Consider the following 23,403-nt stretch of genomic DNA (forward strand, 5'->3'; position numbering starts at 1 on the left):
ATACTAAATCGTAATTCAATTATGGTATATTGTCAAGATTTAGCATTAATTAAGTTTGAAAACTCCATCTATACTAAAAGGCGTCACTCGTCGAGCAACGCCTTTTAAAATTAAGAGTTTTATCTCACTAAACAAGGATTTTTAGGATCAAAATTCCACCCTGGAATTAAATATTGCATTGCGATTGCATCATCACGTGCACCAAGTCCTTCTTTTTTGTAAAGCTGATGTGCTTTTTCGATCTGATCCATATCAATTTCAACACCTAATCCCGGTTTCGTAGGAACATCCACCATTCCACCTCTAATCTTGAATGGATCTTTTGTTAAGCGTTGCCCATCCTGCCAGATCCAATGAGTATCAATTGCAGTGATTTTTCCAGGAGCAGCTGCTGCAACATGCGTAAACATAGCTAAAGAAATATCAAAATGATTATTAGAGTGAGAACCCCAAGTTAATCCCCACTCATGACACATTTGTGCAACACGAACAGAACCTTGCATTGTCCAGAAATGTGGATCTGCTAATGGAATATCAACTGATTGAAGCTGAATAGAGTGACCCATTTGACGCCAGTCAGTTGCAATCATATTTGTTGCAGTAGGAAGACCTGTTTCGCGTCTGAATTCAGCCATTACTTCTCGTGCAGAAAAACCGTTTTCTGCACCACATGGATCTTCAGCATAAGCTAATACATGATGCTGATTTTTGCAAAGTCTAATAGCATCTTTTAATAACCAACCACCATTTGGATCCAATGTGATACGAGCATCAGGGAAGCGTTCTGCCAGAGCTGTTACTGCTTCAATTTCTTCCTCTCCTCGAAGAACTCCACCTTTTAATTTAAAGTCATTAAATCCATAACGTTCACGAGCTGCTTCTGCTAAGCGAACAATCGCTTCTGGTGTTAACGCTTCTTCATGACGAAGGTAGGACCATGCATCATTTGCATCACGATCACTTACATAAGCTAAATCAGTTTTGTTACGATCACCTATATAAAATAAATAGCCAAGCATTTCAACCTTATCTCTTTGCTGACCCTCACCAAGAAGAGCTGCCACCGGCACACCTAAAAATTGACCTACTAAATCTAGTAAAGCTGCTTCTAAAGCGGTTACAGCGTGAATCGTAATACGTAAATCGAACGTTTGTAGACCACGTCCACTTGAATCTCGATCAGCAAATTGACTGCGGACTTTATTTAGAATATTGTTGTACGTTCCAATAGATTGACCAACCACAAGTGATTTTGCATCTTCAAGTGTTTGGCGAATTTTTTCCCCACCTGGTACTTCACCTACACCTGTATTCCCATTATTATCTTTTAAGATGACAATATTACGAGTGAAATACGGTGCATGGGCTCCACTTAAATTTAGAAGCATACTGTCATGACCTGCAACAGGGATAACCGTCATTTCCTTAATTACTGGTGCACTCTTTTGTACTGTTTCTTTTACTAATTGATTTTCCATATTTATCTCTCCTATCAATCTATATTTTTAACAATTAAGCTTTTAAATCGACACGTTTAATTTCGCCCACCAGGAACAGATAGCTAAAGATAGCGACAAGTGCATTTGCACCTACGAAAATTAGTGCTCCGTTAAAGGAACCAGTTGTGCCAATAATATAACCAATAATAATTGGTGTTGTAATTCCGGCGATGTTACCAAATGTATTGAATAAACCGCCACTTACTCCAGACATTTCTTTTGGCGATGTATCAGAAACAACCGCCCAACCAAGTGCTCCAAAGCCTTTACCGAAGAATGCTAATGCCATCACAAAAATAACAATCCACTGTGCATCCACATAATTTGCAGCAACCAAGCTCATTGACAACACCATACCAATGACAATCGGTGTTTTACGGGCAATGGTTAAAGAGAAACCTTTTCGAAGTAAGAAATCTGAGAACATCCCTCCAAGAATTCCTCCCAAAAATCCGCAAATAGCTGGCAATGAAGCAATAAATCCAACTTCTAAAATGGTCATGCCTCTTTCTTGAACCAGATAAACAGGGAACCAAGTAAGAAAGAAATAAGTAAGAGTTGTAATGCAATATTGTCCAAGATAGATTCCTAACAACATTTTATTGGATAATAATTTTTTAATATTATTCCAGTTTTCACCCTTCTTTTCCTTCTTTTCATTACCTTCATTTTGATCCATATTAATTAAGGCTCCACCTGATTCTATATAATCAAGCTCAGCCTGATTAATCCGCGGGTGATTCTTTGGACTGTGAATGGCTTTAAGCCAGCAAAAAGCAACGATAATTCCAACTACACCCATAAAGTAGAAGACATATTCCCAACCGAACTGGTATGTAATGTAACCCATTATAGGAGCAAAGAGAACGGTTGCAAAATACTGTGCTGAATTAAATGTCGCTGCTGCAGTACCCCTTTCATGACTTGGAAACCATGAAGCAACAATACGACTGTTCGCGGGAAAAGATGGTGCCTCTGATAACCCCACTAGGAAACGGAGACCGAATAATACCATAACGGCTGTGCCGGCAGTTCCAAAAAATCCGATAAATCCTTGTAATAGAGTAAAAACTGACCAAAGGAAGATACTCCAAAAATAGACCTTTTTAGATCCAAATCGGTCAAGTAGCCAGCCGCCAGGAATTTGTCCTGCTACATAAGACCAAGCAAATGCTGAGAATACATACCCCATCATCACGGAATCCAAGCCTAATTGATTGGACATATCTGAGCCTGCAATTGATAATGTGGCTCGATCCGCATAATTAAGAGCTGTAACTAAAAACAACATAAAAACGATAAACCAACGTGTACGTGTTTTCTTCTCTGTTGCAGGAATCATTGGTGAAGTACTAATTACTTTTTCTGGAGCACCCATTTCTTCACTTCCTTTATGTTTAATTGACATCGCTTACATAAATACTAATACATCCATCACCTTTTTTGTCGAATTTCACATTAAAATATCACGCCTTTATTTTTTGATAATTACATTTATTTATATTTTTGTCTAATTGTAAGACAAATAAAAAAAGTTGTCAAATGCTTTTTTTTAGAAAAAAATTAAAATTTTTTTGTCTATTTTTATATATTTATAGGAAATAATCCGGATATTTAAGGAGATCTTTTTTTAAAAAATAAAAATTAAAAACTCAGTAATTGACCTCTTCTTCTATTTGTCTTACAATATTACAAAATACAACTTAAAAATTGGAGGAATAAATATGTGTCAAAATCGAACTGCACCAAAAGGTATTTTAGGATTCCCTATCGCACCATTTACCGAAACCAATAAGCTTGATGAACAGAAACTTGCTCATAATATTCAATTTTTATTAGATGAAGGTCTTGAAGCTATTTTTGTTGCATGTGCAGCTGGTGAATATCCTTCTTTAAGTAAAGAAGAATACGAAGCAATGGTAGATGTAGCAGTTAGTGTTACGAACAAAAGGGTACCTGTTTACACAGGAGTTGGCGGTAACATTCAAACATCTTTAGAATTTGCAAAAATTTCTAAGGAAAAAGGAGCTGATGGTTATTTGATCCTCCCTCCTTACCTTGTGCCAGGTGAACAAGCAGGATTAGCACAGTATTTTAAAACGATTGCAGAGAGTACGGATTTAAATGCGATTGTTTATCAGCGTGATAAAATCGCATTATCGATCCCTGTATTGGAAACGCTTGCCGATGTGCCGCAAGTTGTTGGTGTAAAAGATGGATTAGGCAATATGGAGTTAAATACACTATTAACGCAGACCTTTAAACAACGTTTTGGGTGGTTAAACGGCATGCCTTTGGCTGAAGTGACAATGCCAGCATATGTTCCACTTGGTTTTGATTCCTACTCATCAGCGATTTCAAACTATATCCCGCATATTTCACGGAAATTCTTTGATGCAGTGATTGAAAATGACCAAGCAACAATTGATGATTTATATCAACACGTTATCTTACCTATTAACAATATTAGACGCCAGCGTAATGGCTATGCGGTATCCCTGATAAAAGCCGGTATGGAAATTATGGGCATTCCTGTTGGTCAAACAGTAAGACTTCCAATCCTGCCTGTGGAAAAAGAACACTATGTAGAACTGGAAAGAATTTTAGAAAATGCCCTAAATCGTTACCCAAAAGAAACAGTAGCTCCATCCATTTAAATTTAGTAAATGGACTAATCACTTAAAAAAAACATGTAATGGAGGATCGATAATGTGGGTAATCACTCTATACACAAATAACAATATTCTCATGTATGAATACCAAACAGAACAAGAAGCCAGAGACTCTCTAAAAAACATCAAAGGCAACAAAATCCTATCTGAAATAATTTACTATACTGATGTGGAACATAGGGACAGGTCGAGGCCACTGAAAAACACCTCCTAAATAATGGGGATATATAATAAAACAGTATAATAAAAAAGAAAACCCTCCTATTTTTGGTATAATTGAATCGACCAAGAAACAATTAATCAAAAGAAGGAAGGTTTTCTTTTATGCTTAAAGACAAAGATATGCAATTAAGCATCTATTCAGTATTATACAATAAAATTCCTGAAAATCATCAACTTAAAATTCTTAGAGACGAATTAGATTTTAGTTTCATTAACATAGAACTCGAAAAAACCTACAGTAAGTATTATGGTAGACCGGCAAAAGAGCCTGAGCTTATGGTAAAACTTTTAGTCTTACAATATCTTTATAATTTATCAGACGAACGTGTTATTGAAGAGGCTTCATTGAACCTTGCTTACATGTATTTTCTAGGCATTAACCCCGAAGATGATCTACCTCATCCAAGCCTTTTGACTAAGTTTCATAAAAATAAATTAGAAGGAAATTTAACGATTGATGACATCATCTCTAAAATCGTAAAACAATGTGTAGATAAAGGGATTATACAGGGAACGGGAATAAGCATTGATACAACTCACACAGCATCTAACACATTTAAATGTACCGCAGAAAGAGTAATGAAGCGTCTAGCTAAAAAGATTTTTAAAACTGTGGAGAACGAAAACGGTGAAGTACCGAAGGAAATAAATCAGGAGATTCCAGATTATAAAGAAATAAAAGATCATAAAGAAGCTAAGGCAACCATGAAGTCTTATCTCGAAGAGATAATTTCAAGTGTAGAAGAACATACAGAAATACAAAACAACTCCAAGGTGAAGGAATTACTAGAGGTTACGAAAGAAATTCTGGAGGACCCTAAATTTCTGGAACAAAAAGGAGTTCGTTCCATTGTAGATCTAGACGCTAGAGTTGGACATAAAAGTAAAACTTCCCATTTCTTTGGTTATAAAACAGAATTTATGATGATACCGAAAGAGCGAATTATAACAGCAGTTCATGTTGATAATGGGGCCTATGTGGATGGTAAAATGTTTGACGAGTTATTAGAACAAACAAAAAAAGGCGGTATTTTCATAGAAGAAATATTTGCCGATAAGGCATATTTTCGTAAGATAATACTAGATAGAATAAAAGAAATTGGAGCTAAAGCATACATACCAGTAAGTGAAATGGCCTATAGAGTAAATGAAGCATTTTACAGCTACAATAAAGATTCTGATGAATGGTTCTGTATTCAGGGGAATATTTCCGTAAGGAAATACCACAAAAAGACTAAAAACCGACAATCCTATCGTTATTACTTTGGAAAGGAAACTTGCAGAAGTTGCCCGTTTAGAGATGTTTGTATTTCTGGTAAAACTGTAGCAAAAGTTTTAGAGGTTGGGATCAATACTCCAGAATTCTATGAATACAGCCAACAACAAAAGTCAGATGAATTCAAAGAAAAATATCGGGAAAGAGCTTCTCACGAATGGAAAAATGGTGAGATGAAGAATTTCCACGGGTTAGATCGTGCCAGGGGGTACGATCTAAAAAGCGTGGCCTTACAAGCAAAATTAACTGCATTAGCAGTAAATTTAAAGAGGATAGCAGCGATACTATCCTCTAAAAAGTCAGCTATAATCATTTTTTATTCCATTTTCTTGAAATATATAGTTGGAATCCGTAAATTTCATAAAATGAGTATTTAAAAAGGGCACTTTTTCAGTGGTCTCGGACAGGTCCATTGTCCCTAACTTCTCATAAAATAAATGAGGTGTATGTCTAAAGAAGACATACACCTCAAAATTCAATATCTAAACCCTCACAGAATATATCACTAAATCCCACTTCTCAAAGCTCCACCCTGTTTTATTGAAACTACTTTCATTTACTAATATCGAGGATAGCTGGTTCTCCATCGTGTGACAAATGTAAAAAAGGACTAGGCTCCCCCAGACTATAAATCTGTAAGGTATGCATTGCACGCGTGCATGCAGTATAGAACAATCTTCTTAAGCTTTCATTTCCGTAAACTTCAGATGAAGCATCGTATATAATTACTGCATCAAATTCAATGCCTTTCGCCAAATATGCGGGTATGATAATCACTCCCTGCTCATATTCGATCGTGCCACTTTTGACAAGTTTACATTCTCCAAAGCTACTAAGGCTTTCGTATGCGTCAATGCTTTCCTTTTCAGATTTGCATATGATGGCGACCGTATTGTAATTACAATTCCGGAAATCTTTCACTTTAGCCATTATTTTTTGATGTAAATCCCCACGGTTAGAAACTTTTGTAATGACAGGCTTCTCGCCATTACGGTTAAAAGCTTTAATTCGAGCACCATCAGGAACTAGTTCACGTGTAAATTCAATGATCTGCTTAGTAGATCTGTAGCTTTGACTCAAGATGATACTCTCTGTTTCGCTTTGTCCATATAGATTGGTTAGACTTTCGAAATTTACACGTTCACTTGCATGAGCAAAAATGGCTTGATTAAAGTCTCCAAGGACCGTCATTTTCGCTGAAGGAAATAACTGTTTTAAGAACTCAAATTGAAAAGGAGAATAATCTTGTGCTTCGTCGACAAGAACATGTTTGATCATGTTATTTGTCTGAAATCCTTGAATTAACTCCTTTAACAGTAAAAATGGTGTTGCATCTTCGTAGTATAGTTTTCCTTCACTCAGCATTTCTTGCGTTAATAAACAAATCTCTCCCCATTCTTCAGGCGTTTCCCCTTCATTCCATTGTTTGATCGTCGAAGGATTTTCAAAAAGCTGTTGATATACTTTCTTTATGTCAATAAAATGTAAGGCTCTAACCCATCTCCGTAATGGCTTTAACTTTTTTCGAACGACCATACGAGAAAGTAATTTATTCTCTTGCTCATAATCATCAAAAGAATCCTCGGTAAAGCCGTGTTTTTTCTCTAAATAGGTATAAACCTTCTGATAATCATCTTTGCTAAGTAATTCAATTTCTTCCTGTACCCAGGGTTTGTTTAGCTCTTTCTTTTCCGTTTCGTCTATTAGTTGATGTAACCATTCTTTCAATTTTTCAATTCTATTGTATAAGCCTAATGAAGTGTCATTGTTGTAAAATCTTTCAGAAATTTGTTGAATAGACGCCAGAGTTTTACCCCGGAACTTTATTCCCCTAAATATCATTCCAGATAGTTCTAGTGATTTTCTGTATTTTTTAATTACCTCAAAAAAATGAATGGAAGCTTTATACCGAATACTTGCTGTTCTCGTTCTATAAAAATCGTCATGATCTGCTGTTAACAAATATTCTAATTGCTCATAAGGATCCTCAACCTCAAAAGATTTACTTAAACGGTGGTCTAAGTATTCCTGGAATGTTACCTGCTGCATATTTTCTTCTCCAAGTTCAGGTAGTACATTCGATACGTAGCTATTAAACATAGTGTTTGGTGAAAATAAAATGATTTGATCAGCTGTTAATCTGTCCCGATATTTATAAAGTAAGTATGCAATCCTTTGAAGGGCTGCTGATGTCTTTCCACTTCCAGCTGCACCTTGAACAATCAGTAGCCTTCCACGATCGTGCCTAATAATCCTGTTTTGCTCCTGTTGGATGGTGGCAACGATGCTGCGCATATGTTTGTTTGTCCCTTTGCCGAGTACCTGCTGTAAAATCTCATCTCCGATTGTGATACTTGTATCAAACATGGATTTAATTACACCATCTTGAATAATATATTGATACTTATTCTCTAACTCACCTTTTACAATGCCTCCGGGAGTTGAGTATTCCGCATGTCCAGGAGGATAATCATAATAAATACTGGAAATTGGTGCTCTCCAATCGTAGATCAGAAAGTTTTCTCCAGTTTGATCTGTGAGTGTTGATGTTCCAATATAAATTTGTTCCGAATCTGATGTCCCTTCTTCCTTAAAATCTATACGACCAAAATAAGGCACATCCTGCATACGTCGCAAAGTTGATAATCTCATTGAGGAATGTTTATGTGTACTTTGGCTAACTGATAAGTCTTGTGCCTGTTGTCTTAAACCAATGATTGTCTCAAGATAATCGTCAAAAGTATCCATATTAACCTTGAGATCATCCCAAAAGTGCTTTCGGATATGGATGACTTCTTCTTTGCGTTTAGACGTATCAACTTCAATTGTATTGATTTGTTGTGTAATTGTTTGCATTACCTCGTCTAAACGGTTCTGTTCTTTTTGAAGTTCTTGGTTCATATAAAGCACTCCTTTAAAAAAATTGGGGATTGACAGGGATTTTGTTTTACATTATAATTAAAATAAGGACAAATATGTTAACTTATTAACCGAAAAAGTGTTTCTATATTAATTTAACATACCTGCTACTCTTTCGCAATCTAATTTCTATATTGTTAATAAAAAAACCAATCGAGATATCGGTTGGTTTTTCTTTTTATTCAATATCTAATCTAAAATATACACATTGAAGATAATGTATGTGAAAAATCGCCTACTATTTGAAAAAGACACTAAATAATAGTGTCTTTTTCAAGTGTATGTGGTTAACATTTATTGCCGTAGATCGTTGCACCAATAATAATTAATAAGATAAATAGTACAACGATAAGCGCGAACGAATTTCCATAATGAGGAGCGCAATATCCGTAAGCAGGAGCTACATAACCACAAGACATTTCAGGTTGATATGCACCTGCAACATGTGGTGCATTTGCAGCTGCCATCATATTTGGGCTGTTTTCATAACCGTACATTTAATCATCTTCCTTTCGTTTTTGAAAATCCTAAGACGATACAGTATATACGTTTACCCTTCATTTGGAGCCCGTCTAGTAGGAAGAATGCTTCATGAAAGCACCTAAAATGAAGCCCATTTTTCATAATAACCCGAAGTACTTTGTCCCTCTGTTCATTTAAAAATAAAAAATAGTATATGTCATAGACATATACCTAGACTCATACTTTTGATTTCAAGATTTAATCAATATAAAAATCTACAAATCCCCACACAGTGTTCCAATACGTTTCTGGATCTACTTTTTCCGCATCGCCGTGGTTCGCTTCCGGAATGATTAGCTTTTCCTTTTCAACATCTGCTGCATTATACACTTCATCAAGCATTTCAAACGGAACAAACGTATCTGCATCTCCATGGATAAACAACATCGGAGTGTCACTTTTAGCGACTTGCTCTACTGCTGATGCTTCATATAAGTCATACCCTGCTCGTAATTTTGTTATGGTATTCGCTGCATTCATGACAGGAAATTCGGGTAATCCAAAGAGATCTTTTAATTGATAAACAAAAACATCACTTACAGAGGAATAGCCGCAATCCTCAACAATTACCTTTACGTTATCCGGTAAGTCTTCACCTGATGTCATCATAACGGCTGCGCCACCCATTGATACGCCGAATAACATGATTTCTGCTTCTGGATCTTTTTCGATTATCTGATCAATCCAGAGTAACATATCTTTTCGGTCGTGCCAGCCCATTCCGATATAATCCCCTTCACTTTCTCCATGTCCGCGAAGGTCAGGAGTCAGTACATTGCAGCCTTTTTCATAAAAATTTCGCACATATCTCGTCATAGACTTAGCCTTACTGTTGTAGCCATGAACAACAATTGCCCACTTATGGTTTACTTGATTATGTTCATATACATAAGCATTCAGTTTAAATTGATGCTGATCAGATGTGACAACATTTAATAGAGATGGCTTTAGTTCTTCCTTAAACACATCATCAGCTTGTTCAGCTTCCTTGGCAACTGATGCAACGACTGCCTCGCTTTCTTCCAGGTGTGGATTATCTTCTAAAAATTCTTTTTCACGGTCTACATTTAATGCGTATTTGTAGAAATAGTTGCCGACTAAGAAATAGGCAGTTACTAGTAGTCCTACAATAAGGGAGCCAATAATAATAAGTCTCTTTTTCATTTTCTCATTCTCCAAGTATAAAATGCATTCGTTTATTTCTCTACTACATTTCAGAATCTGTTTATACAATCTCCACTTCACTATATTTTATGTTTTATCCAAGGATACTCCCAATAAATTTCATAAAATTCTATAATATTAATATAACTTATCCATTTATAGTAATAAATCTCAATCTATAAAAGGAATGATTTTGTTGGAATCTATGAATAACATACATTATAAAATGATTTGTACTAAAAGAATATTTTATTTCATTTCTCTAATTGTCACAATAATTCTAGGGGTTGCTTCCAGAAAATATAGTACCTTCCTAGTGGAATTTGTTGCATTAAACGCAGGGGATATGTTGTGGGCAATGATGGTTTATTTTGGTCTTAGATTCTTACTTGTAAATAAGAGCCTGCTCATCGCTGTATTGCTAAGCTTTTTATTCAGCTTCGGCATTGAGATAAGTCAATTTTATCAGGCAGGTTGGTTAAATCAAAATCGTGACACATTGCTCGGAGGATTGATTTTGGGCAAGGGTTTTCTGTTTGTGGATTTAATTCGATATTCAGTTGGTATTATTTTTGCTTTTTTTATTGATAGACTATCTTCAGTGATTCATTCTCGCATTTTAAATTAATTGAAAAACTCGAACATGAATAGCGAACGCCTTGTAAAATGAAATACTAATGAAAACAAAAAAGAAAGGGTGCTCAAATGGTTGTCAATTCACGACTGATTAAGACACCCTATTTGCATTATATAAACTTAAGAGGAGACTACGTTACTTCGCAATCTTGTTCTGTCTATGGGACAACTCACCTGTCCCCATGTACCACGCCTTCTTATACCCATCGTAGATATTGATTGCTGCTGAGATGATGAAGATGAAGAGTATGCCGCCTATGAATGAGGATTTGAATTGGTTGGTACTTATTGTAAATATATCCGCCATAAAAGTAATGAAATCCATGCTTAATAGATTAGGGTTCACTAAGATGACTATAAATCCAACAGTTCCAACTAGTTGAACGACTGTATTGAATAATGCTAATCTTCTCGTCCATTGGCCCTTTATCAACTTATATAAAGATAATAAGATTTCAAGAGCAATCACAACGACGACGATCGGCCAGTATTGAAGCAATACGTCTTGATTTAATGCAGGAATTCTAAATTCAAGGCCTTCACTTCCCCCTCTATATACACCTACTAGGTGATTAGCATAAAAGTAGAGTGATGCCCAAATTGCTGTCCACATTAAACTTCCAAAAATCTCACACTTTGAGATTGCTTTTTTCTTAGGGATATACGTGATTGAATGTAAATCATCTGGAGTCCATGTTTTTAGACTGGTTGTTAAGGGTATTCTATCTTTTCCTTTATCCGTTCTTTCTAAAATGGCAAAAATTAGTGTAAGCCAAAAGAATACCTGCATCCCTACCTCAATGATTCTCCATATTCCTTCTCCCATAATGCGCAACCCAACATTAATAATTGCTTCATTCCCTGTATAGCTAATAAAATATTCCGCCATCATTGATATGAGTGAAATCACTGCAGCGATTGGTAAGATCATTTTCAAAAGTGACATATAAACATCAAAGTATCTTGGGCCAATGAGATGCATTGGCTGGTCGCGATAACCGCCGGCCAATAAAACAGGACTCCCTAATTTCTCAAGTACTTTCTTTACATCCTGCTCATTATATTCATCAGGCAGCATATCTTCGATTGTAGAACGTAGCTCAAGAGCAATATCTTCACGGTTTTTCTCTGGTAATCTCCTTGTAACCTCATGAATATATATGTCAATTAAATTCATTTTCTTCCTCCCCTTTCAATAAGTTGTAAAGCTCTTTTGAATTTGCCATCCATTCCTTTTTCAATTGCAAAAACACCTCTACACCAAATTCACTTAAAACATAGTACTTTCGGGGTCTGCTTTCAGATGTATCCCAGCTGCTCGAAACCAACTCCTGTTTTTCTAAACGCCGCAGCAATGGATATAACGTACTCTGATCAATTGAAATACCAGATTCCTCCAATAACTGAACTAGAGAATATCCATATTGAGGAGTTCGTAATTGACTTAAAACAGCTAGTGTCAGCGTACCTCTTCGGAGTTCAGTCGATAATGATTGTAATATATTACTCATTTCACCCACCTCTTTATTTTTACTATATGTCATACAGTATTTGTCTTATACTATGCATCATACACTATTGTTGTGACGCAATCAATTTAGAATTTTAAATAATGTTATAAAATAAGAAAAAACCACATTTTCATTATCTAAAATGTGGTTAAACAGTTAGTTTATACTGAATTAAAATGAAAGCATTGCTCCTCTTTCATCAAACACTGCGGAAGGATTATGTGCAACTTCCCAAAGGTTATTTTCAGGATCAGCAAAATAGGCAGTTCTTCCTCCCCAAAATGCATCACTAGGTTCTCTTAAAATCCTTCCACCTATACTTCGAACCTCTTCAATTGTTGTATCTACCTGTTCCGGTTTATCTACATTGATGGCAAACGTCACACCGCGAAACTCTTTACTATTTTGTGTAATTTGGATTCCTGCATCTTTCGTTAATTCTTCAATAGGAAAAAGCGTTACATTCACACCTGCAGTTTTAAATGCGGCATAGTTATCTGAACTGAATTCAGTTTCCTCCCACCCGAGTTTTTGATAAAAAGACCGAAGAGCAGGCAGATCATAAGCCCCAATTGTAAGCAAGCTAACTCTTTGCATGACCACATGTATTCCCTCCTATTAAATAATGTCTGTTGTTTACTTTCTAGAAGGGGGATAAAGATTCCTTCTACACAATTAATAGAAGCCTATCTTATTCTTCTTTCAATAAGGTTAATTCCCACTCCCATAGCAACTACTCCAATTAGCAGCATAAATAATAACGACATAATCACATCCTGAAAACCGGCGTCGTAAAAAATAACCAACATAATCGCATCCATTGCATGTGCCATCGGAAATAGATCTGCTATGAACAGTAAGCCAGAATTCGTAATCGTCCCCGGCATCATATAAGCGCCACTAACAATCGGTATGAGGGGGATAACTGATGGGTAAATGGCATAAAATTGCTCCGGCGTCTTTACAAACCCGGTAATTAACATCGCTATACTAATCATACTAAAAATAAAGAACGCAGCAATTAAGATAATTAACCATAGCTGATCTCCCAGCTCATATTTCATCAAGTACTTAAACACCAAGAGTACAACAACTACTTGAAATAGTGTAATCAAAAAACTATAGAATATATACCCACTATACATCTTGGTCTTACTAATTGGTGATAGGATCATTCGATTCCAAATGCCAGAGACTTTATCATGTGTGACATTATTTACCTTTAGGCCAAGAATAAACATTGAAATTAAAAATGTAAAAGCAAATAATAATTGAGTACTCATGTTATAATTCGGAACTTTCTCACTTTCAAGTCCCTGAGTCTCCATTTGAAAAGGTGCTTCATTTAAATACCGTTCGAGTTCTTCTCTAACGTTTCCGTTTCCTTTTGATTGAACAATTGCACTAAATTGTGCCTCCTGTTGAAATACTTTGTCAACATGCTGCTGAACATACGAAACCGTTGGAAGCTCACTTGTAGCAACTAACCTGTAATCTGTCTCCATTAACTTTACAGCTACATCAAGCTTACCATCCCTTACGTCCTCGCGAGCTTCATTCGGTTCTACAACAACAAACTGAAAGGAGTCATCCACATTCAACAGTTCTTCCCATTTTTTCTCAATTTCTGAGGCGTTTTTTTCTTCACTGAAAATAGCTACCTTTGTCGGTGAATAAATACCTCCGGCAAAGACTAACGTTGCAAGAATACTCCCCGCGATAAATAACAGGATGAAGATAGGGTTGCGTTTATCCTTTGTAAATTGTGCCCATACTACTGAATTCACTACGCTTCCCCCTTTTTAGGATATAGAACTAAACCAATGACTGTCATTACGATAAAAAACACAACAAGGATCATACACGGGATGATGATGGTGGAAAACTCCTCAAATTGAACCCATTGTGTCATAATAGCTAAGGAAAGACCGTTCGGTGTCCACTCACCGATCTGTTGCAGCCAGTCAGGTAATAGATAAACAGGTACGAAACTTCCACCGATGATACCAAATAGAATGATGACGATCATAAAAATACCATTCGCTGCATCGATATCAGGGACTCTGAGTGATATGCTGGTAAAGACGGCAGATAACCCTGATATTGCTAAGGATAGTAATGTCACAATCCCAATGGTACCAAGCCAGAAGGAAATTGTCCGACCAGGAAATACATCTAAAATAAAGTGTGACGAAATAAATACAAACATAGTTTGTAACCAAGCTAAACAGAATGTTGAGACAACTTTACCTATTAGAAAATGAAATGGATGACTATTGGTCAATAAAATCCGATGGAATACTCGTTGTCTAATTTCTTCTCCTGTTTTCGTTGCTACGGTTGATGCAAGGAATAATGAAAACAACGCTCCGATTGCAATCGGAAAATACTGTGTGAGTGTAAAGCTTTCACCAGCTCCTATTTTCTCAATGCCTCCTTCTGGCAGGATAACTTCCTCCTGCGAGGCACCTCCCATTTTCTGTAGGGCAAACTGATAATTCATTTGATCCATAAACCCTTGGATTATTTGTGATATCGCGTTGGTATCATTCGTTTCCATTTCTACTTTATATTTCAATAGGGTAGTTGGCGGTTCTTCCATTATCGCTGAATACAAACTATCAGCAGTAAATCCATCGGGTATGATTAGAATTCCGTCTAATTCCCCTTCTTTTACTTTAGCAACTGCCTCAGTTTCCTTCATTTCATAAACCGTTACCCATTCCTTCAAATCATCACTTTGAAGATAATCTTCTAACATTGAAATAGGTTTTATTAAAGTTACTTGACCCATAATTTCCATTGTTTGCTCTTCATTTAATGAAGCCTCTTTGAGTAACCGTTCCTTTAATTGAGTCATTGTTTCTGTGTCGTTATCCTGATTCACGACTGCTAGTTGCAAATCCATCTTCGCATCATCATTGAAACCGAACAACCCGGCAAAAGCGAAGTTTAACACAAGGACTAAAATAATTGGAAGCACAAGTACGGTGATGATCTCCTTACGGTCACGCCAAAATATCAGTAAATCTTTTTTTATGAAACTTAACATAGGTACGCCTCCTTAGTCCCGTAATGTTCGACCAGTCAAATGAAGGAATACATCCTCCAAGCTAGGAGTTTCAGTATGAAAATTAACGATCTGGATATGATGTTGGTCAGCTAAATGAACGAGTTCACTGATTAAATGACTTCCTTTTTTCACAATTACTTTCATTTGCACATTAGAGGCTTCAACCTTACGAACCCCCTCTATCGTCTTTACATGCTCTACAAATGCTTCGTCCATCTTACTTAACTCCACTTTTAATGTATCCTCTGTTGACAAAATGCTTAAGAGCTCAGCCTTTGTACCTGAGGCAATAATTTCACCATGATCCATAACGTACAATCTGTCACAGAGTTGTTCTACTTCTTCCATATAATGACTTGTGTAAAGAATGGTTGTTCCATCTTTTTTATTTAAATGCCGAACCATTTCAAGAATATGATTTCTCGATTGTGGATCTATTCCAACAGTAGGTTCATCCAAGATAAGTATTTTCGGTTGATGTAATAAGGCTGCTGCTATATTAACCCTGCGTTTCATTCCACCGGAAAATGTTTTGACTAAATCCTTTTGGCGTTCTTTTAATCCAACAATATCTAAAGCATTTTGAATACTTTTCTCCAATTCCTTTCCTTTGATTTTATAGATAGATCCAAAAAATTTGAGATTTTCGTAGGCTGATAGCTCTTGATAAAGCGCTAATTCCTGTGGTACGACACCTAGAATATTTCGAATTTCACTTGGTTTCTCGACAAGGTTTACACCATTTAGCTTTATCTCACCGCTTGTTGGCTTAATCAAACTTGATATCATTGAAATTGTTGTTGATTTTCCAGCTCCATTTGGTCCTAATAAGCCAACAGATTCACCTTGATCCAAATATAAGTTCACTTCTTGCACAGCGGTTTTTCCTTTAAATGTCTTTACTAAATTGATTGTCTCAAGCACGAGTTTGCCTCCTTTGATGTTTTAATCAATACCATGTTTGTATCTTAAAACAAAAAAACCAAAGTCACTACTGACTCTGGTCACTGTATGAAACGACACTTATTACTTTTGTCACTTTTTTAACTTCAGACAAGTCGATTGCGAATGGCATAAATTGCTAACTGTGTCCGGTCCCTTAGTTCTAATTTCTCTAAAATCATACTTGTTTGATTTTTGACTGTTCCGACCGACAAGCCCAGCCGTTCTGCTACTTCCTTATTATTTAATCCTTCACCAATAGAAGCTAAAATCGCTCTTTCCCTGGGCGTTAGTCGCGGATCTATCGATTTCTCCACCTGCTTTTGAAGCAAGACAGGCATTACTTTTGCAGCCACCTTATCTTCAAGTGAAAGTCCGCCATTTAATGCGCTTTTTATTGACCGAATAAGTGATTCTGTATCACCATTTTTCAGCATATAACCACTTACACCCAATTTTAATGCTTCCATCACATATTCTTGGTCATCAAATGTTGTAAGTATTAGAATTTTCATTAGAGGGAAACGTGACCGTAATATTTTTGCTGATTCAATTCCATCCATTACTGGCATGCGTATATCTAAAATGGCTACATCAAAACCCTGCTTCTCACATAGGTTGATAGCTTCCTTGCCATTATCAGTTTCTCCGGTTACTTTTATCTCATCATCTGTTTCAATCATTGCCTTTAACCCTTGACGTACCATCACTTGATCTTCAGCAAGTAAAACTTTAATCATATGACACTCTCCGTTCAATTAAACGTATACTCCCTCTCACGATAAAATGGCGTTCATTTTGATCGATTTCTAGTGAACCTCCGACTTTTTCTAATCGATCACGCATCGCTTTCAATCCATATCCTTCGTGAAAAGTAGAATGAGAGGGAGCTTCATTGAATACTTCAAATCTAAAAATACTTCCACCGGGGGATTCAAACGATACATGTGCTTCTCTCGCAGAGCTGTGCTTCATTATATTTGTCAGGGCTTCTTGTACAGCACGATAGATCGCAAAAGACTGCTCCCCTGTTAGCGGGACGGCAAATGCGCCATGTTTAACAGAAAAATTTATTTTCATAAAGTTTTCCATTTCTAATTTCCGAATTAGGCGAATTACACCTTGTAAGCCGCCAACTTCCGGCTGTTTAAAAGACTTAACAGCGCTTCTTGTTTCCTCTAAGCTTTGCTCCGCAAGTTGTTTCAGCGTTGCTATTTTTTCCTGATCCTTTTCATCTGCTTGTATTCGGAATACCTCAAACTGCATAATAAGTGCTGTGAGTTTATGCCCAACAGAATCATGTATTTCATGACCAATAAGCATACGCTCGTCCTGTCTCGTTTGTTCTTCTGCCATAACTAGCTGTCTTTTCATCTTCCTATACTCATCAAGTAAAGCATCATTCTTTTGACGAGTTTCTTTTTCTCGTTTATGTACACCATGATAATGAAATAATGCTGAGATTAATAAGAAATAAAAAAAGGTATACCACGTTATATGTGGAACTGTAAGATTTGATTGTAAAACAAGCGATGTTAAACAACCTGTTTGTACTACAACCACTAAAAAGCCTTTCAATCGCGGTAAATAATAAACAGCTTCTGCTATTAGTAATGAGTGTATTAAAAAAGAATATGGATTTAATAAACTATCTATCGGATAAAAGATGATTGTCGTTAACAGGGCTTGGATACAGAAGAAGAGTGTTTGCAGGATTGGTTTCTCCCTGAATAGAGGAAGAAAAAAGAAAATAAGCAGAAATAAACTTGTCCCCAGCAGTTGCCATTCATTAATACGTGTTGGAATTTCAAAAAAAGCTACTGTCCAAACTGTACAATTAATTGCCAACCAAATAAGATACATTTTCTTCATTTTAATTTACAAGCTCCTCTGAAAAAACATAGGAAGTAATATCCATTTTTTCTTTAAGTATACAACGAATGATAGGTTATGACTTAATTTAAAATAAAAAAAGGAGGTTTTTTAAAAAAGTCCTCCCAATGATTAGATTGTATTTCCTTTTTTCTTAACTTCAGCATCCAACCCAGCTCCAATTGCGATTCCAAGACACATGCCGATCGGTATTCCTAATGCGATATTCTCGAAAATCGTTAAGCCAAACACGACACCCAAACTTATTCCAATAGACATGTAGATTGACATATAATATCCCTCAGGCAGCAATTTATGTTGTTTCTGAAGATGGGAATAAATTTGATGAATAATTTGAGTATGTTGTTTAAGATCAAATTTGTCTATTTGATCTTTCTTCTTATTTAATTGTATTATATGATCTTTAAATTCTTTTAGCTGCTGCTCACAATCCTGACAATCTTTTGATAAAGAAGCTAGCTTATCTGCAAGTCGTTCACATTTATTTAAATCAAGCTTTGCACTGATTTTTTTGTTGTTTGTAGCTTTTAGTTCGTTTATCATCGTGTTTATGTGATCAATATGTTCGTTCATGAAATAGACCTCCTAATGAGAAGACGTTCTACTTTTACATACGATTACACATTGAAAAAGTTTCAATATCTTAGTTTTTTTCATTAAAAAGCCCAGCATATCGATATGCTGAGCTTTTACATCATTCACAAAGAACTAGTTAATTTACTTCATTCAAAGCAACCGGTTTTCCCGCTTCAACCAGCACTTTGTTTTGGCTCATGAAGATCGTTAGAATAATCATGAATACTCCTGTACCAATCAGGAGCCATTCAATTTTGATAAAATCGGCAATCGGACCAAAGATAAGCATTCCGATTGGCATCATTGAAGTTGACACCATCCCCATGACACCAAAAACTCTTCCAAGATAATCTTCTTCAATTTTTTCCTGTAATAATACGGTTGTTGGTGTATTAAAGATTGGCATGGCTACCCCAAATAATGCCATGAACATTAAATAGATCCAAAAAATTGGCGCTATACCAAGTGCGAATGTACATATCCCCATAATTAGACTCGATAACGCCATTGTTTTCACTTTATTTGGGAAGCCGCCCCATGAAGCAATTACACCTCCGCCGATCATCATTCCAATGGAAAAGGCTATTTCAATTGCCGTTAATCTCCATACATCATCACCAAACGTACGTGTAACCTGTAATGGAGTTAAGAATGCTGCAGGTGCCATTAAGACAAAGAAAACAGCAAAATATAGAAAAAACGTTTTAAGAAATGCATGGTTATTCACATACTGTAAGCCTTGTTTAAAATCACTAAAGTAGCTTGTTGTATGTTTTTCTGCTGCTTTCTCATGGGTAGAGATTTTTAAAAAGGCTAGAAGTGTAACAATCGCGATTACTGCTGTAATGACATCAATGAAAAAGATGATTTCTATTGACGTCGTTGCCAAAAGTGCTGCACTTACCATTGGCGAAACAAACATGATGATCGCTTGGATACTTCCGTTCGCTCCGTTTACTTTTGTTAATTTATCCTTCGGAACAATTTGCGGAAGGATTGCTCCAACTGCAGGTGTTTGAATCCCTGTTCCAAAAGCACGAATTGCGGCCATGACAAAAAGTAACCATGTTGCATCATATCCCATTAAAAAGAGAATGGCCAAAATAAGTGTAGCTGTTGCAATGAGTCCATCTGCTACCATAATAAGCATTTTGCGGTTATACCTATCTGCCCAAACACCTGCAACTGGAGACAATAGAAATGTAGGTATAAACCCGCAAATGATATACAATGTCATCATTAAACCTGATTCTGTTTCCAACGTGATGTACCACATAATCGCATACTGCACCAAAGAAGATCCAAACAATGATACTGTCTGACTGCTTAAAAAGAGAATAATATTCTTTAGCCAATTTTCTTTGAGATTGTTATTTACTGTACTCATGTTTTAACAACTCTTTTCTATGAAATTTTTAGTTTTAGATTCACTTCACCCACATCCATCAACATTGAACCGTTCTATTGATAGTTATTTTTAAGCAACAAAAAAAGAGGGAATCTGCATCCCCTCTTTTTTTAATAACCGTTAAATAAAGGTTTCCTTAAAAATAGACAGACCAATCCCGTAGCTCTGAACATAGGCAGAGCTTACAAACGTATTCAATTAACGATTGCAGTGTAGGAATCTTAATCTCATTGATGCTGTCAAAAGGAAAACCTCCATTTCATCCATATTAATTTCAATCATAGCAAAAGAGCCCCTGTCAATCAATAGGTTTTTAATCCTATCCCGCATCAATCATTTTAGAGTAACTGAGAAGAGGAAATCTTGGGGATAAACAAATGTTAGGATGAACAGGATAAAGATAAGGAAAAAGACTACGGAAGGGAGAAAAACTTTATTGGTACTTGTTTTATTTATTATATGTGCAACCTTTCTCTTAGGGATCAATAGTCAAAATACCTTTTTACCAGCGGAAATTGTTTTAAATGGAATGATTAATGCTTTAATTAATGTAGAATTTATTCTCATCACCATTTCAAACTTAAAAGTGATAAATGCATCAAATGATAAACTATCAGCTATTACAGTCATTATAGGTCAAGTATACTTAATTCCAATGATAACAATTTGTTTTCTATCAATTTTTATAAAGGCAACTTCGATTTCAAAAAAAATAATAATCTTTTCTATCTCATTAGTACTTCATACGACATTTATTTATCTATATGAATACCTAGGATTAATAAATATTAAAAATTTACCATATTATTTTTCAGTTTTTTATTGGTGTGCTGTTTTATTGGTCAACTTATTCATTTTTTTCAAATATAGAAAATTACTGGCGAGGGCAGGAATGTTAAATGGGTATATTAACAATGCCAATAAGTTTTGATCAAAATGAAATTTTTGTCTCGATAATTGCAGGTGGTTTAATTCTCATTTTTATCTTATTACCAAAACGATTTCCCATTCATTTACTAATACTTTTTTTGTTAATTAATTCATTTATAGGTCGTACTGTGGATACTACTCTCGCTATTCCACCTTTTGATATTTATGATAGCTTTGATGCGAATAAACATGAATTATTCGATGAAATTACGTATTCTATCGTCTATTCGATTTATGGATATTTATTCTATTATTTCTATGATAAATTTCATTCGATTCCATCGTGGGTTAATGTTCTTGCTTGGACCCTATTAAGCACGATATCTGAGAGAACATCCGTTTATTTTAATGTTTTTCAGTATCAAAATTGGCATTTATTTTACTCATTTTTAGTATATATTTTAGTGTATATATTACATGTTATATTTTATAGATTGATGACAAAACAGTTGAACTATTCATCTGAACGAGTAAAATCTGTTCAACGATAAAGATTAGTGTGAATGTTGTTATCGAAAATTCTACTATCTATTGTATACTTAAAAAAGTGCATCAATCTTGTTAGGATTAATGCACTCGATACTATCTTATATTCTAACTATTGTTTGCACTCCATTTTATCTGTCCTTCATCCCAGTATAAATATGAACGGCATCTCTCAAAAACTCAGCTGTACCAGGTTTTTCTTTATCATAGTAGATTGTAAATCGTTCATCATCCACATACATTTGAGCAAGACCTGCGTGGGCCTCTTTATTGTAGGATGGCCAGTGGAACATTAACCATTTCTTGTGCAACTCTGCAGCCTTTTGAGCTAATTCACCCGCAGGATCCCCCGATTTCATTGCATTGCTTAACATTTCTCTCATTTCACTTTCGATTCTAACTGATTCTTCGTAATCCTCTTGAGACATATTCATGAACTTTTCATTCGATTGCTTAACTGTTTCTTCCCCGTATTTTTCACGGATCTCATTTCCGTATTTATCTTCATTTTCTTTTAAAGCTTTCTGTTTAAAGCCTTCAAATTTCTCTTTATCCGTCATCTTCATTCTCCCTTCAGATTGTGCGATTGTTTTTTCGACATTTGCAATTAGTTGGTCTAATTGGCTTCGTTTATCAAGGAGTTGCTCCCGATGCTCATGTAATGCTTTGGAAAAGTCAAATGCAGGATCGTTCACAATATCTTTTATTTGGGTGAGTTGCAGACCTAGCTCGCGGTAAAAGAGAATTTGCTGCATGAGATTTACTTCATGTTGTCCATAGATTCTGTATCCTGATGAGTTGATTCTTGCCGGCTTAAGAATTCCAAGCTCATCATAATATCGTAACGTTCTCGTACTGACACCCGATAATTCAGCTAGTTTCTGTATCGTGTATTCCATCTTGATTCCCTCCCTGACAATTTCACTTTACACCTTGACGCAACGTTAAGGTCAACACCTGAATGGAATTTTTTTATTCGCGTTAAAATCGTGAAGGGCTGGTGAACTCGATATCAATCTGTTGAATGTGTAGACCAATTTTTAATAAAATCTTCTTTTAACAATGAATACATATATAAATCATCAAATTTCCCACATGTAAACTCATAATTCCTTAATAGACCTTCTCTAATAAAACCTCGGCTTTCTGCTAATTTTTGTGATGATATATTCGGGGTTTCAATTAATGCTTGTATTCTTCTTATGTTTAAATGTTCAAATCCATATGTAATAATTGCAGTAAATGCTTCACTGGCAATGCCTTGTCCCCAGTACTCCTTACTTAATTCAATACCAATATCACAACGAAAATGTTCAGAAACGATATTCAGAAAACCGCAGCTTCCGATCATCTTTTCTTGCCCTTTTATAGTTATCCCCCATCTTATGCCTGTTTTCTTTTCAAATATTGATTGATACCATGAGATTTCATTTAGCGCATCATTTATTGAATTAAATGGCTCTAATCCATAATATTTCATTACTTCTTGATCAGATAAATACTTTAGAATATCATTTGCATCTGCTGTTGTTATTTGTCTTAATCTTAAACGTTTTGTTTCAAGGACAGGAAATTTGTTTTGTTCAGTCATATTTACATCCCCTAATGTGGTTTTTAGAATATTATTCAAAGATTATCTCATTTTCTATCTGTTTGATATTAAAATTATAGCTT

Annotated in this window: 22 protein-coding genes; 5 read left to right on the top strand and 17 right to left on the bottom strand. The window is 35.6% G+C overall.

The genetic code is table 11. From position 1 onward, the window contains the following. Positions 1 to 119: 119 nt before the first annotated feature. Positions 120 to 1,478 carry a glucarate dehydratase gene (gene gudD, locus HWV59_RS13995; protein WP_175639210.1) on the bottom strand — a complete coding sequence of 453 codons (1,359 nt, stop codon included), beginning with the start codon at positions 1,476 to 1,478 and terminating at the stop codon, positions 120 to 122. A 34-nt stretch (positions 1,479 to 1,512) separates the two neighbouring features. Further along, entirely contained in the window at positions 1,513 to 2,841 is a 1,329-nt protein-coding gene (locus HWV59_RS14000) for an MFS transporter (protein WP_175640066.1), read from the bottom strand. Positions 2,842 to 3,223: 382 nt separating this feature from the next. On the opposite strand from HWV59_RS14000, the gene kdgD reads away from it, so the two are divergent. Together kdgD and HWV59_RS14010 are read left to right on the top strand one after the other, a co-directional pair. After that, positions 3,224 to 4,156: a 5-dehydro-4-deoxyglucarate dehydratase gene (kdgD, locus tag HWV59_RS14005; RefSeq protein WP_175639211.1), complete on the top strand. Its 933-nt coding sequence runs from the start codon at positions 3,224 to 3,226 to the stop codon at positions 4,154 to 4,156. Positions 4,157 to 4,495: 339 nt separating this feature from the next. Continuing rightward, a complete protein-coding gene (locus HWV59_RS14010) occupies positions 4,496 to 6,046 on the top strand; it encodes an IS1182 family transposase (RefSeq protein ID WP_175639212.1) in 1,551 nt (516 codons plus the stop codon). A gap of 175 nt (positions 6,047 to 6,221) precedes the next feature. Here the strand turns inward: HWV59_RS14010 and helD are convergent, their stop codons facing one another. The 3 genes from helD to HWV59_RS14025 form a co-directional block, all read right to left on the bottom strand. Next, entirely contained in the window at positions 6,222 to 8,570 is a 2,349-nt protein-coding gene (helD, locus tag HWV59_RS14015) for an RNA polymerase recycling motor HelD (RefSeq protein ID WP_175639213.1), read from the bottom strand. Positions 8,571 to 8,875: 305 nt separating this feature from the next. Next, positions 8,876 to 9,007, bottom strand: a complete 132-nt coding sequence (locus tag HWV59_RS27540) for a YjcZ family sporulation protein (RefSeq protein WP_102231506.1) — start codon at positions 9,005 to 9,007, stop codon at positions 8,876 to 8,878. A 301-nt stretch (positions 9,008 to 9,308) separates the two neighbouring features. Then, positions 9,309 to 10,274, bottom strand: coding sequence for an alpha/beta hydrolase (locus HWV59_RS14025; RefSeq protein WP_175639214.1), 966 nt, complete (start codon positions 10,272 to 10,274; stop codon positions 9,309 to 9,311). Positions 10,275 to 10,479: 205 nt separating this feature from the next. Here HWV59_RS14025 and HWV59_RS14030 point away from each other — a divergent pair, with 205 nt between their 5' ends. Continuing rightward, positions 10,480 to 10,902, top strand: coding sequence for a ribosomal maturation YjgA family protein (locus HWV59_RS14030; protein WP_235991831.1), 423 nt, complete (start codon positions 10,480 to 10,482; stop codon positions 10,900 to 10,902). A gap of 144 nt (positions 10,903 to 11,046) precedes the next feature. Here HWV59_RS14030 and HWV59_RS14035 read toward each other — a convergent pair whose 3' ends face one another. The 10 genes from HWV59_RS14035 to HWV59_RS14080 form a co-directional block, all read right to left on the bottom strand. Beyond that, positions 11,047 to 12,087: an HAAS signaling domain-containing protein gene (locus HWV59_RS14035; RefSeq protein ID WP_175639216.1), complete on the bottom strand. Its 1,041-nt coding sequence runs from the start codon at positions 12,085 to 12,087 to the stop codon at positions 11,047 to 11,049. Further along, on the bottom strand, positions 12,074 to 12,421 hold the full coding sequence (locus HWV59_RS14040; RefSeq protein WP_175639217.1) for a PadR family transcriptional regulator: 348 nt from the start codon (positions 12,419 to 12,421) through the stop codon (positions 12,074 to 12,076). The genes HWV59_RS14035 and HWV59_RS14040 overlap by 14 nt, the downstream gene beginning before the upstream one ends. Positions 12,422 to 12,592: 171 nt before the next feature. Next, positions 12,593 to 13,018 (bottom strand): VOC family protein, encoded by a 426-nt coding sequence (locus HWV59_RS14045; protein ID WP_235991832.1) that lies wholly within the window; start codon positions 13,016 to 13,018, stop codon positions 12,593 to 12,595. 89 nt (positions 13,019 to 13,107) lie between these two features. Beyond that, entirely contained in the window at positions 13,108 to 14,208 is a 1,101-nt protein-coding gene (locus HWV59_RS14050; protein ID WP_102231349.1) for an ABC transporter permease, read from the bottom strand. After that, positions 14,208 to 15,473: an ABC transporter permease gene (locus HWV59_RS14055; RefSeq protein ID WP_102231348.1), complete on the bottom strand. Its 1,266-nt coding sequence runs from the start codon at positions 15,471 to 15,473 to the stop codon at positions 14,208 to 14,210. The genes HWV59_RS14050 and HWV59_RS14055 overlap by 1 nt, the downstream gene beginning before the upstream one ends. A gap of 12 nt (positions 15,474 to 15,485) precedes the next feature. Continuing rightward, on the bottom strand, positions 15,486 to 16,418 hold the full coding sequence (locus HWV59_RS14060; RefSeq protein ID WP_175639219.1) for an ABC transporter ATP-binding protein: 933 nt from the start codon (positions 16,416 to 16,418) through the stop codon (positions 15,486 to 15,488). Between the two features lie 125 nt (positions 16,419 to 16,543). Then, entirely contained in the window at positions 16,544 to 17,176 is a 633-nt protein-coding gene (locus HWV59_RS14065) for a response regulator transcription factor (protein WP_102231346.1), read from the bottom strand. Beyond that, positions 17,169 to 18,308, bottom strand: a complete 1,140-nt coding sequence (locus HWV59_RS14070) for a sensor histidine kinase (RefSeq protein ID WP_102231345.1) — start codon at positions 18,306 to 18,308, stop codon at positions 17,169 to 17,171. The genes HWV59_RS14065 and HWV59_RS14070 overlap by 8 nt, the downstream gene beginning before the upstream one ends. A 132-nt stretch (positions 18,309 to 18,440) precedes the next feature. Next, positions 18,441 to 18,902 (bottom strand): hypothetical protein, encoded by a 462-nt coding sequence (locus tag HWV59_RS27050; protein WP_235991733.1) that lies wholly within the window; start codon positions 18,900 to 18,902, stop codon positions 18,441 to 18,443. Between the two features lie 139 nt (positions 18,903 to 19,041). Beyond that, positions 19,042 to 20,292: an MFS transporter gene (locus HWV59_RS14080; RefSeq protein ID WP_102231344.1), complete on the bottom strand. Its 1,251-nt coding sequence runs from the start codon at positions 20,290 to 20,292 to the stop codon at positions 19,042 to 19,044. 457 nt (positions 20,293 to 20,749) lie between these two features. On the opposite strand from HWV59_RS14080, the gene HWV59_RS14085 reads away from it, so the two are divergent. After that, positions 20,750 to 21,244 (top strand): hypothetical protein, encoded by a 495-nt coding sequence (locus HWV59_RS14085; protein ID WP_102231343.1) that lies wholly within the window; start codon positions 20,750 to 20,752, stop codon positions 21,242 to 21,244. Continuing rightward, positions 21,213 to 21,734, top strand: a complete 522-nt coding sequence (locus HWV59_RS14090; RefSeq protein WP_102231342.1) for a hypothetical protein — start codon at positions 21,213 to 21,215, stop codon at positions 21,732 to 21,734. Before HWV59_RS14085 ends, HWV59_RS14090 begins: the two co-directional genes overlap by 32 nt. 126 nt (positions 21,735 to 21,860) lie before the next feature. On the opposite strand, the gene HWV59_RS14095 is transcribed toward HWV59_RS14090, so the two are convergent. After that, positions 21,861 to 22,628, bottom strand: a complete 768-nt coding sequence (locus tag HWV59_RS14095) for a MerR family transcriptional regulator (RefSeq protein ID WP_102231341.1) — start codon at positions 22,626 to 22,628, stop codon at positions 21,861 to 21,863. A gap of 113 nt (positions 22,629 to 22,741) precedes the next feature. After that, the gene (locus tag HWV59_RS14100; RefSeq protein WP_102231340.1) at positions 22,742 to 23,320 is read right to left on the bottom strand and encodes a GNAT family N-acetyltransferase; all 579 of its coding nucleotides are present in this window, start codon (positions 23,318 to 23,320) and stop codon (positions 22,742 to 22,744) included. Positions 23,321 to 23,403 lie beyond the last annotated feature (83 nt).

Origin of the sequence: Metabacillus schmidteae, assembly GCF_903166545.1 — a bacterium.
GTDB classification, from domain to species: domain Bacteria; phylum Bacillota; class Bacilli; order Bacillales; family Bacillaceae; genus Metabacillus; species Metabacillus schmidteae.

Excerpts from the sequence above, each read along its gene's own strand:
- gudD (WP_175639210.1), bottom strand. The coding sequence starts at position 1,478 with ATGGAAAATCAATTAGTAAAAGAAACAGTACAAAAGAGTGCACCAGTA.
- HWV59_RS14000 (WP_175640066.1), bottom strand. The coding sequence starts at position 2,841 with ATGATTCCTGCAACAGAGAAGAAAACACGTACACGTTGGTTTATCGTT.
- kdgD (WP_175639211.1), top strand. The coding sequence starts at position 3,224 with ATGTGTCAAAATCGAACTGCACCAAAAGGTATTTTAGGATTCCCTATC.
- HWV59_RS14010 (WP_175639212.1), top strand. The coding sequence starts at position 4,496 with ATGCTTAAAGACAAAGATATGCAATTAAGCATCTATTCAGTATTATAC.
- helD (WP_175639213.1), bottom strand. The coding sequence starts at position 8,570 with ATGAACCAAGAACTTCAAAAAGAACAGAACCGTTTAGACGAGGTAATG.
- HWV59_RS27540 (WP_102231506.1), bottom strand. The coding sequence starts at position 9,007 with ATGTCTTGTGGTTATGTAGCTCCTGCTTACGGATATTGCGCTCCTCAT.
- HWV59_RS14025 (WP_175639214.1), bottom strand. The coding sequence starts at position 10,274 with ATGAAAAAGAGACTTATTATTATTGGCTCCCTTATTGTAGGACTACTA.
- HWV59_RS14030 (WP_235991831.1), top strand. The coding sequence starts at position 10,480 with ATGAATAACATACATTATAAAATGATTTGTACTAAAAGAATATTTTAT.
- HWV59_RS14035 (WP_175639216.1), bottom strand. The coding sequence starts at position 12,087 with ATGAATTTAATTGACATATATATTCATGAGGTTACAAGGAGATTACCA.
- HWV59_RS14040 (WP_175639217.1), bottom strand. The coding sequence starts at position 12,421 with ATGAGTAATATATTACAATCATTATCGACTGAACTCCGAAGAGGTACG.
- HWV59_RS14045 (WP_235991832.1), bottom strand. The coding sequence starts at position 13,018 with ATGCAAAGAGTTAGCTTGCTTACAATTGGGGCTTATGATCTGCCTGCT.
- HWV59_RS14055 (WP_102231348.1), bottom strand. The coding sequence starts at position 15,473 with ATGTTAAGTTTCATAAAAAAAGATTTACTGATATTTTGGCGTGACCGT.
- HWV59_RS14065 (WP_102231346.1), bottom strand. The coding sequence starts at position 17,176 with ATGATTAAAGTTTTACTTGCTGAAGATCAAGTGATGGTACGTCAAGGG.
- HWV59_RS14070 (WP_102231345.1), bottom strand. The coding sequence starts at position 18,308 with ATGAAGAAAATGTATCTTATTTGGTTGGCAATTAATTGTACAGTTTGG.
- HWV59_RS27050 (WP_235991733.1), bottom strand. The coding sequence starts at position 18,902 with ATGAACGAACATATTGATCACATAAACACGATGATAAACGAACTAAAA.
- HWV59_RS14080 (WP_102231344.1), bottom strand. The coding sequence starts at position 20,292 with ATGAGTACAGTAAATAACAATCTCAAAGAAAATTGGCTAAAGAATATT.
- HWV59_RS14090 (WP_102231342.1), top strand. The coding sequence starts at position 21,213 with ATGGGTATATTAACAATGCCAATAAGTTTTGATCAAAATGAAATTTTT.
- HWV59_RS14095 (WP_102231341.1), bottom strand. The coding sequence starts at position 22,628 with ATGGAATACACGATACAGAAACTAGCTGAATTATCGGGTGTCAGTACG.
- HWV59_RS14100 (WP_102231340.1), bottom strand. The coding sequence starts at position 23,320 with ATGACTGAACAAAACAAATTTCCTGTCCTTGAAACAAAACGTTTAAGA.